Origin of the sequence: Enterobacter sp. 22466 (assembly GCF_052044775.1) — a bacterium.
Classification (GTDB): domain Bacteria; phylum Pseudomonadota; class Gammaproteobacteria; order Enterobacterales; family Enterobacteriaceae; genus Enterobacter; species Enterobacter dissolvens.
Genome location: NZ_JBQENX010000003.1, coordinates 421,268 through 434,055, shown reverse-complemented (window position 1 = coordinate 434,055; position 12,788 = coordinate 421,268). Strand labels below are relative to the sequence as shown.

At 54.8% G+C, this 12,788-nt stretch carries 12 protein-coding genes and 1 pseudogene; 7 read left to right on the top strand and 6 right to left on the bottom strand.

Features of this window, described 5'->3' with window-relative positions; genetic code table 11:
- Window positions 1–7: 7 nt before the first annotated feature.
- Entirely contained in the window at window positions 8–742 is a 735-nt protein-coding gene (gene rlmB, locus ACTJJI_RS11885) for a 23S rRNA (guanosine(2251)-2'-O)-methyltransferase RlmB (protein WP_014830386.1), read from the top strand.
- 90 nt (window positions 743–832) lie between these two features.
- Here rlmB and ACTJJI_RS11880 read toward each other — a convergent pair whose 3' ends face one another.
- A complete protein-coding gene (locus ACTJJI_RS11880) occupies window positions 833–2,107 on the bottom strand; it encodes an MFS transporter (RefSeq protein ID WP_440654176.1) in 1,275 nt (424 codons plus the stop codon).
- A gap of 193 nt (window positions 2,108–2,300) precedes the next feature.
- On the opposite strand from ACTJJI_RS11880, the gene ACTJJI_RS11875 reads away from it, so the two are divergent.
- Window positions 2,301–3,923 (top strand): isovaleryl-CoA dehydrogenase, encoded by a 1,623-nt coding sequence (locus ACTJJI_RS11875; protein WP_050859654.1) that lies wholly within the window; start codon window positions 2,301–2,303, stop codon window positions 3,921–3,923.
- Here the strand turns inward: ACTJJI_RS11875 and ACTJJI_RS11870 are convergent.
- From ACTJJI_RS11870 to bsmA, 3 genes are all read right to left on the bottom strand, one after another.
- A complete protein-coding gene (locus ACTJJI_RS11870; RefSeq protein WP_348567186.1) occupies window positions 3,920–5,851 on the bottom strand; it encodes a methyl-accepting chemotaxis protein in 1,932 nt (643 codons plus the stop codon). The two genes, ACTJJI_RS11875 and ACTJJI_RS11870, sit on opposite strands and share 4 nt — an antisense overlap.
- 170 nt (window positions 5,852–6,021) lie before the next feature.
- Window positions 6,022–6,309, bottom strand: a complete 288-nt coding sequence (gene yjfN, locus ACTJJI_RS11865) for a DUF1471 family protease activator YjfN (RefSeq protein ID WP_043951556.1) — start codon at window positions 6,307–6,309, stop codon at window positions 6,022–6,024.
- A 136-nt stretch (window positions 6,310–6,445) separates the two neighbouring features.
- Window positions 6,446–6,775 (bottom strand): biofilm peroxide resistance protein BsmA, encoded by a 330-nt coding sequence (bsmA, locus tag ACTJJI_RS11860; RefSeq protein WP_071830088.1) that lies wholly within the window; start codon window positions 6,773–6,775, stop codon window positions 6,446–6,448.
- Between the two features lie 137 nt (window positions 6,776–6,912).
- Here bsmA and yjfP point away from each other — a divergent pair, with 137 nt between their 5' ends.
- Window positions 6,913–7,635, top strand: a complete 723-nt coding sequence (yjfP, locus tag ACTJJI_RS11855; protein WP_046887402.1) for an esterase — start codon at window positions 6,913–6,915, stop codon at window positions 7,633–7,635.
- On the opposite strand, the gene ulaR is transcribed toward yjfP, so the two are convergent.
- Together ulaR and ulaG are read right to left on the bottom strand one after the other, a co-directional pair.
- Window positions 7,632–8,387: an HTH-type transcriptional regulator UlaR gene (ulaR, locus tag ACTJJI_RS11850; protein ID WP_013095301.1), complete on the bottom strand. Its 756-nt coding sequence runs from the start codon at window positions 8,385–8,387 to the stop codon at window positions 7,632–7,634. The genes yjfP and ulaR overlap by 4 nt on opposite strands.
- A 110-nt stretch (window positions 8,388–8,497) precedes the next feature.
- Window positions 8,498–9,562, bottom strand: a pseudogene (gene ulaG / locus ACTJJI_RS11845) (L-ascorbate 6-phosphate lactonase).
- Window positions 9,563–9,920: 358 nt separating this feature from the next.
- Here ulaG and ulaA point away from each other — a divergent pair.
- The 4 genes from ulaA to ulaD are packed head-to-tail and all read left to right on the top strand — an operon-like array spanning window position 9,921 to window position 12,780.
- Entirely contained in the window at window positions 9,921–11,321 is a 1,401-nt protein-coding gene (gene ulaA / locus ACTJJI_RS11840; protein WP_440654171.1) for a PTS ascorbate transporter subunit IIC, read from the top strand.
- 12 nt (window positions 11,322–11,333) lie between these two features.
- On the top strand, window positions 11,334–11,639 hold the full coding sequence (gene ulaB, locus ACTJJI_RS11835) for a PTS ascorbate transporter subunit IIB (protein ID WP_004109091.1): 306 nt from the start codon (window positions 11,334–11,336) through the stop codon (window positions 11,637–11,639).
- A gap of 9 nt (window positions 11,640–11,648) precedes the next feature.
- On the top strand, window positions 11,649–12,116 hold the full coding sequence (gene ulaC / locus ACTJJI_RS11830) for a PTS ascorbate transporter subunit IIA (protein ID WP_440654169.1): 468 nt from the start codon (window positions 11,649–11,651) through the stop codon (window positions 12,114–12,116).
- A 13-nt stretch (window positions 12,117–12,129) separates the two neighbouring features.
- Window positions 12,130–12,780 (top strand): 3-keto-L-gulonate-6-phosphate decarboxylase UlaD, encoded by a 651-nt coding sequence (gene ulaD, locus ACTJJI_RS11825; RefSeq protein ID WP_013095305.1) that lies wholly within the window; start codon window positions 12,130–12,132, stop codon window positions 12,778–12,780.
- The last annotated feature ends 8 nt before the right edge of the window (window positions 12,781–12,788 follow it).

Genomic DNA, 12,788 nt, shown 5'->3' with positions numbered 1-12,788 from the left:
ATCATCAATGAGTGAAATGATTTACGGCATCCACGCGGTGCAGGCCCTGCTGGAGCGCGCACCGGAGCGTTTTCAGGAAGTGTTTATTCTGAAAGGGCGTGAAGACAAACGTCTGATGCCGCTGATCCACGCACTGGAAGCGCAGGGCGTGGTGATCCAGCTGGCCAATCGCCAGTTCCTGGATGAGAAAAGTGAAGGTGCGGTTCACCAGGGAATTATTGCCCGCGTGAAGCCAGGTCGTCAGTATCAGGAAAACGATCTGCCGGATCTGATCGCTGCACTGGATAACCCGTTCTTCCTGATCCTTGATGGCGTGACCGATCCGCATAACCTCGGCGCGTGTCTGCGTAGTGCTGATGCGGCAGGCGTTCATGCGGTGATCGTGCCGAAAGATCGTTCTGCACAGCTGAACGCGACGGCGAAGAAAGTGGCCTGTGGTGCAGCGGAAAACGTTCCACTGATCCGCGTCACCAACCTGGCGCGCACCATGCGTCTGCTGCAGGAAGAGAATATCTGGATCGTCGGTACCGCCGGTGAAGCGGATCATACCCTGTATCAGAGCAAAATGACCGGCCGACTGGCGCTGGTGATGGGGGCGGAAGGTGAAGGCATGCGTCGCCTGACGCGCGAGCACTGCGATGAGCTGATCAGCATCCCGATGGCGGGCAGCGTCTCGTCCCTGAACGTCTCTGTGGCAACGGGTATTTGCCTGTTTGAAGCGGTACGTCAGCGCGCAGAATAAACAGCAAGGCCGTCCTCTGGACGGCCTTTTGTGTTTTCTCCCTCTCCCGGTGGGAGAGGGCCGGGGTGAGGGCACCAGACGGTGACAACCTCACTCCTCCAGCGCCCGCAAATGGTCATCCTTCCTGAGCGTCATCAGCGCCACAATACTCACCACCGCAGTCGCCATGACGTAATATGCCGGAATATCGAGGTTTCCCGTCTCTTTAATCAGCCCGGTAATGATCAGCCCCGCACACCCCGAGAAAATGGCATTCGACAAGGAATACGCCAGCCCAAGTCCCGTATAGCGCACGCGCGTCGGGAACATCTCTGAGAGCATTGCCGGTCCTGGACCTGCGAGCATGCCCACCAGACCGCCCGCAATCAACACCACGATCGCTTTCACCGCCAGGGTACTCGACTCCGCCTGCAGAATTTTCAGCAGCGGCAGGGCGAGGATCAGCAGTAACGCGGTGGCGATAATCATTACCGTGCGGCGGCCGATCCTGTCGCTCAGGATCCCCGACGGAATAATGGTGAGCGCAAAGCCGATATTCGAAATCACGGCTATTAACAGTGCCTGGTTAAATCCTGTGTGCAGTGCCGATTGCAGATAGGTCGGCATAATCACCAGATAGGTATAACCCGCCGCCGACCAGACCATCACCCGGCCAATTCCCATCACGATCGCTTTAATTGTGGCGACGGTACTGGCCTGTGCGATGAGCGGTTTTTCCTGCTGCTGCACGAAGCTCGGCGTCTCTTCCATACTCACCCGCAACCAGAGCGCCACCACACCCATGGGTAACGCCAGGAAAAATGGAATGCGCCAGCCCCAGTCATGCAGGGCTTCCGGTGTCAGTAAAGCAGAAAGCAAGGCGACAATACCCGCGCCCGCTAACAGCCCCAGCGCCACCGTGAACGACTGCCATGCGCCATACAGACCACGTTTACCGCGTGGTGCAAATTCCGTCATCAAGGAAACGGCACCACCGTACTCACCCCCCGCGAACAATCCCTGCAGGATGCGCAGCAGCGTAACGATCAGCGGCGCAGCGATACCGATGCTGGCATAGACTGGCACAACACCGATGGCGGCGGTGGCGAGCGTCATCAGCACCAGCACAATGATCAGCGTCGGTTTGCGGCCAATACGGTCGCCGATGCGGCCAAACACCACCGCCCCCAGTGGGCGGAAGAAGAAAGCGATGGCAAATGAGGCGTAGGTGAGGATCAGGCTGGTCAGCCCCGACTCACCTTCAAGCTGGAAGAAGTTTTTCGCAATCACGGTGGCCAGAAAGCCGTAGACCGCAAACTCATACCACTCGATGAAATTACCAATGGAGCCTGCAATTAACGCACGCTTATGCGCATTCGGTTGCATAACTTTCCTCACTGAAAGGGGTAAGAATAAATTATTCAATAAAAGTGAAGTGATGAAATAGTTTATTCTTATGTTCTGTGAGCTATTTCACGAATGATATCAGCGGGATCGCTACCGTGTGACCTTACTCCCATGCAGCGTGCACGCGGTCTGTCCATACTTATCTTCATTGCCACTTAAGGAGGGAGACAGCATGCACTGGCAAACACATACCGTTTTTAACCAACCCGCACCGCTTTCGAACAGCAACCTTTTTCTCTCTGATTGTGCCCTGCGTGACGCGGTGGCTCGCGAAGGCGCGGAGTGGGATAGCGAGCTGCTGGCCAGTATCGGCCAGCAGTTAGGTACGGCGGAGTCACTGGAGCTTGGCAGGCTGGCGAACGTCAATCCGCCGGAGTTACTCCGCTATGACCCCACCGGTGAGCGGCTGGATGATGTCCGTTTTCACCCCGCCTGGCATCTTCTGATGCAGGGGCTGTGTGCTAACCGGGTGCATAACCTGGCGTGGGAAGAGGAGGCGCGTAAAGGCTCCTTTGTCGCTCGCGCCGCGCGCTTCGTATTGCATGCTCAGGTTGAGGCCGGAACGCTGTGTCCCGTTACCATGACGTTTGCCGCCACGCCGCTGCTGCAACAGGCGCTGCCTGAACCTTTCCAGAACTGGCTCACGCCGCTACTGAGCGATCGTTATGATCCTCACCTTGCCCCTGGAGCCCAAAAGCGCGGCCTGCTGATCGGCATGGGGATGACGGAAAAACAGGGCGGCTCGGACGTGCTCAGCAACACCACCAAAGCGGAAAAGTGCAGCGACGGCAGCTACCGGCTGGTGGGTCATAAGTGGTTTTTCTCCGTGCCACAAAGCGATGCGCATCTGGTACTGGCGCAGGCGAAAGGCGGGTTGTCCTGCTTTTTTGTTCCTCGCTTTTTGCCTGACGGGCAGCGCAACGCCGTGCGCCTGGAGCGGCTGAAAGACAAGCTCGGTAACCGCGCTAACGCCAGCAGTGAAGCGGAGTTTCTGGATGCGTCCGGTTGGTTGTTAGGGGAAGAGGGGGAAGGGGTACGACAGATCCTGCGCATGGGCGGGTTAACGCGTTTTGACTGCGCTCTGGGCAGCCATGGGTTGATGCGTCGGGCATTATCCGTGGCGCTGTACCACGCCCATCAGCGACAGACGTTCGGGAAAAACCTCATCGATCAGCCGCTGATGCGCGACGTTCTGAGCCGCATGGCGCTGGTGCTGGAGGGGCAAACGGCACTGCTGTTTCGCCTTGCCCGGGCGTGGGATAAACGCGCCGATCCGCAAGAGGCGGCCTGGGCGCGGCTTTTCACACCAGCCGCGAAATACAGCGTCTGCAAAGCGGGTATCCCGTTTGTGGCAGAGGCGATGGAGGTGTTGGGCGGCATCGGGTACTGCGAGGAGAGTGAACTCCCCCGCCTGTATCGCGAGATGCCGGTGAACAGCATCTGGGAAGGCTCAGGGAACATCATGTGTCTGGATGTTCTGCGCGTTCTGGCGAAGCAGCCGGGTATGTTCGATCTGCTGGCAGAGGATTTTGCGCAGGTAAAAGGCCAGGACAGGCACTTCGATCGCAGCTGGCGACAGTTGCAGCAAAAGCTGCGTAAACCGCAGGAGGCGCAGGGCCGGGAGATTGCGCATCAGCTATTCCTGCTGGGCGCCGGAAGCCAGATGTTGCGGCACGCATCCCCACCTGTCGCGCAGGCCTGGTGCCGTATGATGCTGGATACCCGTGGCGGCACACTGATGACAGAGCAGGTTCAAAGTGACCTGCTGCTGCGCGCCACGGGCAGAGTGGGCTAGTTTTTAAGCTGGAACAGGCTCACCAGCTGGGTCAGGTGCGACCCTTTCTCGCGCAGCGATTGTGCCGTTTGCTCGCTGCGCGAGACGCGATCGGCGTTGATGTGAGAGGCTTCACCAATATGGGTCATGGCCAGATTCACCTGACGGATCCCCGCCGACTGTTCGCGGGATGCATGGTTGATCCCGGTCACCAGTTGGTTGATGTTATCGATGTGCGCGATGATGGCATCCATCGCCAGACGCGTCTGCTCTGAGAGCGCATGGCCTTCACTCACCTTGTTCAGCGTGTCGCCAATTAACTGCTCAATCTCTTTCACGGCGTTAGCGCTGCGTGCCGCCAGGGCGCGCACTTCCTGCGCGACTACAGCAAACCCTTTTCCGTGCTCGCCGGCGCGTGCAGCTTCAACTGCCGCATTAAGCGCCAGAATATTGGTCTGGAAAGCAATCGACTCAATCACGCGCGTGATGTCCTCAATGCGTTTTGAGGCGTCGCGAATAGCATCCATGGTGGAGACTGCGTGCGTCACCGTCTCGCCCCCCTGATGCACCGCGCGTGAGGTTTCCCCCACCAACTGCTGCGTCTGTTCCATATTGGCCGCGTTTTGCTGCACGGTTGCGGCGAGTTGTTCCATACTCGCAGAGGTCTCTTCAACGCTGCTGGCCTGTTTGTTGATCTGCTCTGAGATCTCACCGGTATCAGAGGCCAGGGCGTTAGTCCCCAGATGGATCTCGCCTGCGGCCTCGCGTACCTGCAGGACAATTTTTTCCAGACCACCGCCGATCCCATTGATGGCGTCGATAAGCTGGCCAACCTCATCCTGGCGGGTAACGGCCAGGCTGGCACGCAGATCGCCTGCCGCATATTGTCGGGCAAGGTGAATGACGTTACGCAGCGGGCGCGTCAGCATGCGACGAATGATGATGACAAACAGCGCGGCAAACAGGACTGACAGCGCCACGCCTGCCAGCAGGAAGCGATCCCGCATCGTGGTGACGCTTGAGAGCAGGACCGATTTATCCACTTCCCCCACAATGGTCCAGTTCCAGCCCGGCAGCGGCGTGTAGGCCATTTTCACGATACGACCGTCCTCACTTACGCGTTCCAGCGTACCCGGGGTATTGCTCAGCAACTGCTGCTGGGTGGCGCTGTCCCACTCAGGCAACTGGCCTTCTCTGCTCGTGTGGAACAGGAACTGTCCGCGCGTTTTACCGTTGCTGCGATCCAGCACGAAGAAGTGTCCACTGTCACCTAAACGGCGATTGAGGATTTTTTCGCGCATTACGTTCCAGGAGTGGGTGATATCCACACCAACAAAAATGATCCCAATGACCTGGCCGTCTGCGTTTTTGAACGGCTGATACTGGGTGATATAGCGCTTGCCGAACAGCAGCGCCAGACCGCGATAGACCTCGCCTTTAGTGACGGCCGCATAGGCCGGGCTGGCAGTGTCCAGAACGGTACCCATTGCCCGATCGCCGTTCTCTTTGCGCAGGGAGGTGGCGACACGGACAAAATCATTACCGCTACGCACAAACAGGGTCGAGATTGCCCCTGTACGCTTGAGGAAATCGTCAGAAAGGGCATTGTTTTCATGCAGGCCCGTTTCTCCCCCTTTCAGAAGGGGCACGCTAAGCCCGTTAATGGTCTGGAGTTGACTACTGTCGACGCTCAAAGGCTGCGGTAAAAAGGTGGTGAACAGCCGGGTATAGCTCTCGACCTCTTCGCTCAGACTGGTGTTAAACATCTGTACCATATCAACCATACCGGTGGACTGGTTATGCAGGTCTTCTACCGCAAGGGCTTCAAGCTGCTGGCTGGCTTTATGGCTGAGCAGAAAAGTGAAAAGCAAAAACAGCGTGGCGACACTCACACCGGTAAGAAGCGATAGCTTTGCGCCCAGACCCGCACGGCGAAAAAAGGTGATCATAAATTGCTCATTATTGAAAAGGTATGGCTTTTCAACGGCAGGGCAGAGCTAACATTTACTTAAAAAATGTAACAAAATGTTATCAAGTTGTTTTTTATGGCTTTGAAGGGAGATAAAAAATTTGCAAAAACGAAAAGCCACTAAAAATAAGTGGCTTTTATCGGAGATGATTAGACATAGAGAATAGCTTGTACGCGCCAATGATCGCTACGGTTATCTTCCTGCATCTGTACAATGCGATACCAGGAAGCGCCCTGTTCATCGGCTTTTAATGCCACGACACGTTCAACATCTTGCGGGCTCCCCGAAATGTTATTGACGGAGATCTGGCCAATTTCATTAAGGCCAGTGACGCAATCAGCACTGGCGAATTCTGCTGACTGTGCAGTCGTGCTCACAAGGCCTGCCGAGAGCAACAGAGAGGTCAAAGCAAGAGTTCGTTTCATTGTCAGCTCCATTTCACATTTCTCCGGTATCCGCCGGGCACTCCTTCGCAAATAAACTCACTTCCATTGTCGCGGGCATGGAGTTTATTGTGGACAGGAAAATGTCTATGGACGCAAAGCAGTGTAAATGTCGTTCAAATGAAGATCGTTATTTACGGTACAAAATAGCCTGTGAGTACCACTGGCCCGTAATGATGGTTTCATCGATCATAATGATGACGTAATAATCTGCTTTAGCGGCGGCAGCTTGCGCCTTTATTGACTCCTCTGCGTCATCCGGGGATCCGCGAACCAGCGCGGAGACGGTACCCATTCGTTGTAATCCTTCCGTCTGATTACGACGAATCTCCTGCGGATGATCGGCGACCGGGGGAGCGGGTTGCGGTGTCCCCTGTAGCGCACTACAGCCACTGAGCAGAACCAGCAACAATAAAGTAGCAAACCTGCGCATAACCATATCTCGTTTCCTGATAGCCATAGTGTAGTTGTCTGCGAATTTAGTTTTGGGGGAATGTTCCCGAAGTGTTATCTGGTACGTATATTTCGAATGAAAATATCGTGAAAGCGTAATCCAGTTCTCAACATTATGAATCATTCATCAGCACAGGGTCGACAATGATTGAAATTGAAACTCGCCGCCTCGGCAATCATGAAATATTACACGCTCTCCCTGCGGGGAAACATGCGCAACCGCTGCCTGTTGTGGTTTTTTATCATGGCTTTACCTCATCAAAGCTGGTTTACAGCTACTTTGCGGTGGCGCTGGCGCAGGCCGGTTTTCGGGTAGTGATGCCGGATGCGCCCGATCACGGTGCACGTTTTACCGGTGATGAACAGGTGCGACTGGGGCAGTTCTGGCAGATTTTACACGGTAGCCTGAGCGAATTTGCCGGGCTGCGCGATGCGCTTTACCAGGCGGGGCTGGTGGCGGATCAACGGCTGGCGGTGGCCGGCGCATCGATGGGGGGAATGACGGCGCTCGGGATCATGGCCCGTCACCCTGAGGTGACCTCCGTGGCGTGCCTGATGGGCTCGGGCTATTTTACGTCATTGTCAAAAACGCTGTTTCCACCGCAAGACGCGACGGAGATTGACGCGTTGCTGGCCGAATGGGAAGTGACCCGGGCGTTACCGCGTCTGGCCGATCGCCCGTTGCTGTTGTGGCATGGTGACGCGGATGATGTGGTGCCCCCTGGCGAAACCTTCCGTCTCCAGCAGGCACTACAGCGCGAAGGGCTGGACGGCAACCTGACCTGCCTGTGGGAAGCGGGGGTTCGCCACCGTATCACGCCAGCGGCGCTGGACGCGACGGTGGATTTTTTCCGCCAGCATCTTTAAACGCGCAGAATTTTGACGCCCTGATCTTCCAGCTTCTGGAGGATCTCTGGATTGGCATGTTTGCCGGTGATCACCATGTCAATCTGCTCGGCGCGGCTGAACAACATCCCTGCACGCTCGCCGACTTTGCTGCTGTCGACCAGTACGACGAGCTTGCCCACGACGTTAAGCATATTTTGCTCTGCCATCGCAGTTAACATGTCGGTTTTGTAGAGCCCATCCGCTGTCAGGCCTTTGCCGCTGGTAAACATCCAGTGCCCGGCATAGAGGCTGTTTTCACTGTCCTGCGGGCTGAGGGTAATGGACTGGCTCTTATTATACTGGCCGCCCATGATCACCACGCTTTCATGTTCCTGATCGATGAGATAGTTAGCCAGTGGCAGATAGTTGGTGATGATTTGCACCGGTTTACCGCACATCTCGCGGCCCAGCAGAAATGCCGTGGAGCCACAGTTGATCACCACGCTCTCACCCGGGTTGACCAGCTGCGATGCGGCTCTGGCAATGCGCACTTTTTCATCGTGGTTTTGTGCCTGATGGATGTTCATCGGCGTCCAGCGAGGGCGCTGCTGGCTAATGGCTTCCGCGCCGTTACGGACTTTTTTCAGCTTACCGCTCTCATCCAGCTTATTGATGTCTCGTCGCGCCGTCGCGGGGGAAATCCCTAAACGTTCGATCACTTTCTCGACGGTGATAAACCCTGTTTGCGCCAGGAGTTCCAGTAATATTTGATGCCGTTGCGCTTCCGTCATGAGCTATTCCGATAAGAATTGATTTGAAAAGATGATATTTGAAATAGCGTGAAATTACTAAAATAAATATGAAATCGCCAGACGCAAGGTCTGGCGATGGGGTTTCACAATCAGAGGAATGACTTGAACGGCAGGTCTGGCTCAATGGTGAAGCAATCATCGAAACCGCGTGGGTAGTGATACTCGAAATTGTCTTTGTCCAGCGGCCAGGTGAACTTACCGCCTACCTGCCAGATAAATGGCTTGAAGCCATACTTCAGACGGTCTTTTTTCATCTCCTACAGTACGCGGATTTCCTGCGGATCGGCCTGGAAGTTTGACCAGATATCGTGGTGGAAAGGAATCACCACTTTGGTGTTCAGTGCTTCCGCCATGCGCAGCATATCGGCGCTGGTCATTTTGTCGGTAATGCCGCGTGGGTTCTCGCCGTAGGAGCCCAGCGCCACGTCAATCTGATGCTCGTTACCATGCTTCGCATAGTAGTTGGAGTAGTGAGAATCACCGCTGTGGTACAGGGAACCGCCAGGGGTTTTAAACAGATAGTTTACTGCTCGCTCATCCATGCCGTCTGGCAGGACGCCTGCGGCTTTCTGGTCCGCCGGCAGAGTGATCAGCGCGGTGCGGTCAAAGGCGTCCAGCGCGTGGATTTCAATGTCTTTAATTTTTACCACGTCGCCTGGTTTCATGACGATGCAGCGCTCTTTCGGCACGCCCCAGCCAATCCAGAGATCCACGCAGGTCTGCGGCCCGATAAACGGCACGTCGTCCGCACAGTTTTGCATCACCGCTGCCGCCACGTTTACATCGATGTGATCGTTATGATCGTGGGTGGAAAGGACGGCGTCGATCTGGCGAATGGCAAAAGGATCAAGAACAAACGGCGTGGTACGCAGGTTCGGCTGCAATTTTTCTACACCTGCCATGCGCTGCATCTGATGACCTTTTTTCATTAGCGGATTGCCGTGGCTCTGTTTGCCGGTACCGCACCAGAAATCAACGCAAATATTGGCGCCACCCTCGGATTTCAACCAGATGCCGGTGCAACCCAGCCACCACATTGCAAACGTACCAGGAGCAACCTGTTCCTGCTCAATCTCTTCATTCAGCCAGCTGCCCCATTCCGGGAAGGTGCTCAGAATCCATGATTCACGGGTGATAGTGTTCACTTTACTCATCGTTTTGACTCCTGGTTTAATCAAAAGTAATCATTTGGTGATTTGCTGTGATTAATGCTGGCACTCTTTGAATCGGTTTGCAACGAGTAAATTGAGGAAATTTATCTTCTCCATGTCACAGATAATCCATTTTTACGTTGTTGGAATATCCGCTATCAATGATTAATTGCATGAATTGTAAGAAATAATTTATTCGTCAGAATCGGTAGTGAAAATCATTACTAACAGCATGGAAATAATTTGCGTGATACGTCACAAATAATCAAATGCAATCTTGTGGTGATTATTTGTGATTAATAGAGTGATGACACCAACCGAACAGGGATTACCCCTCGTGTTCTCATTTCTGGAGAGAGTTATGGAGATCCTCTACAACGTCTTTACCGTGTTCTTTAATCAGGTAATGACTAACGCCCCGCTTTTGCTGGGTATCGTGACGTGCCTGGGCTACATCCTTCTGCGCAAAAGCGTCAGCGTCATCATCAAAGGCACAATCAAAACCATCATTGGTTTCATGCTGTTGCAGGCGGGTTCAGGCATTCTGACCAGTACCTTTAAACCCGTTGTTGCCAAAATGTCTGAAGTGTATGGCATCAACGGTGCCATCTCTGACACCTACGCGTCGATGATGGCCACCATTGACCGCATGGGCGATGCCTACAGTTGGGTGGGCTACGCGGTACTGCTCGCGCTGGCGTTGAACATCATTTACGTTCTGCTGCGCCGCATTACCGGCATCCGCACCATCATGCTGACTGGTCACATTATGTTCCAGCAGGCCGGGCTGATTGCGGTGTCTCTCTATATCTTCGGCTACCCCATGTGGACCACGATTATCTGCACCGCTGTGCTGGTATCGCTTTACTGGGGTATCACCTCCAACATGATGTACAAGCCGACGCAGGAAGTGACTGACGGCTGCGGTTTCTCCATCGGCCATCAGCAACAGTTCGCCTCGTGGATCGCTTACAAGGTTGCGCCATATCTGGGCAAAAAAGAGGACAGCGTTGAAGACCTCAAGCTGCCGGGCTGGCTGAATATCTTCCACGACAACATCGTCTCCACGGCGATCGTAATGACCATTTTCTTCGGGGCCATTCTGCTCTCCTTCGGGATTGACGTAGTACAGGCGATGGCGGGTAAAACGCACTGGACGGTCTATATCCTGCAGACCGGTTTCTCCTTCGCGGTGGCGATTTTCATCATTACCCAGGGCGTGCGCATGTTTGTTGCCGAGCTCTCTGAAGCCTTCAACGGGATCTCTCAACGCCCGATTCCTGGTGCGGTACTGGCCATTGACTGTGCGGCTATCTACAGCTTTGCGCCAAACGCGGTGGTATGGGGCTTTATGTGGGGCACCATCGGCCAACTGATTGCGGTAGGCATTCTGGTCGGCTGCGGCTCATCCATTCTGATTATTCCTGGCTTTATCCCGATGTTCTTCTCCAACGCCACCATTGGCGTCTTTGCTAACCACTTTGGCGGCTGGCGTGCAGCGCTCAAGATCTGTCTGGTGATGGGCATGGTGGAGATCTTCGGTTGCGTGTGGGCGGTCAAGCTCACCGGTATGAGCGCCTGGATGGGCATGGCGGACTGGTCAATCCTGGCCCCGCCAATGATGCAGGGCTTTGCGTCCGTCGGGCTGGCCTTTATGGCCGTCATTATCGTGATTGCCCTGGCTTATATGTTCTTCGCTGGCCGTTCTCTGCGAGCTGAAGAAGATGCGGAAAAACAAACAGCAGAAGTTTCTGCTCACTAAGGAGTTTCGATTATGACCGTACGTATCCTGGCTGTGTGTGGCAATGGGCAAGGTAGCTCCATGATCATGAAGATGAAAGTGGACCAGTTTTTAACCCAGTCAAACATTGACCACACGGTGAACAGCTGCGCGGTGGGTGAATACAAAAGTGAACTGAACGGCGCCGATATCATCATCGCGTCTACCCATATCGCCGGTGAAATTAGCGTTTCTGGCAACAAGTATGTCGTGGGGGTACGCAATATGCTCTCCCCTGCGGATTTCGGCCCAAAACTGCTGGAAGTGATCAAAGCGCACTTCCCGCAAGATGTGAAGTAAGGACGCCACATGAAACTACGTGATTCGCTGGCAGAGAATAACTCCATCCTTTTACAGGCCGAGGCCAGCACCTGGCAGGACGCGGTGAAGCTGAGCGTGGATCTGCTGGTTAAGGCCGATGTTGTCGAGCCGCGTTATTACCAGGCCATTCTTGATGGTGTGGCGCAGCATGGTCCTTATTTTGTGATTGCGCCAGGACTGGCGATGCCACACGGCCGCCCGGAAGAGGGCGTGAAGAAAACCGGCTTCGCGCTGGTAACGCTGAAAACGCCTTTGGTGTTTAACCATGAAGATAACGACCCGGTCGACATCCTGATCACCATGGCGGCCGTCGATGCCAATACCCATCAGGAGGTTGGCATCATGCAGATCGTTAACTTGTTTGATGACGAAGCGAATTTTGATCGTTTACGCGCCTGCTGCACCGAGCAGGAAGTGCTGGATTTAATTGATAACGCCACAGCGGCGGCAGTTTAAGAAGGAATTGAAAATGTCATTACCAATGTTGCAGGTCGCGCTGGATAACCAGACTCTGTCCGATGCGTATGAAACCACCCGCTTGATTGCGGAAGAGGTGGATATTATCGAAGTTGGCACCATTCTGTGCGTAGGTGAAGGCGTGCGCGCCGTTCGCGATCTGAAAGCGCTCTACCCGCATAAAATCGTGCTGGCCGATGCCAAGATTGCCGATGCAGGCAAAATTCTCTCCCGCATGTGTTTTGAAGCTAATGCCGACTGGGTCACCGTGATCTGCTGTGCAGATATCAACACTGCGAAAGGTGCGCTGGATGTGGCGAAAGAGTTCAACGGCGATGTGCAGATTGAACTGACCGGTTTCTGGACCTGGGAACAGGCCCAGGCGTGGCGCGATGCTGGCATTCAGCAGGTCGTTTATCACCGCAGCCGTGATGCGCAGGCCGCCGGCGTGGCGTGGGGAGACGCAGATATCAGCGCCATTAAACGTCTTGCTGACATGGGCTTTAAAGTGACCGTTACCGGTGGCCTGGCGCTGGAAGATCTGCCGCTGTTTAAAGGTATCCCTATTCACGTCTTTATCGCGGGTCGCAGCATTCGTGATGCCGCGTCTCCGGTGGAAGCGGCACGTCAGTTCAAACGTTCAATCGCTCAGCTTTGGGGCTAAGGAGCGGG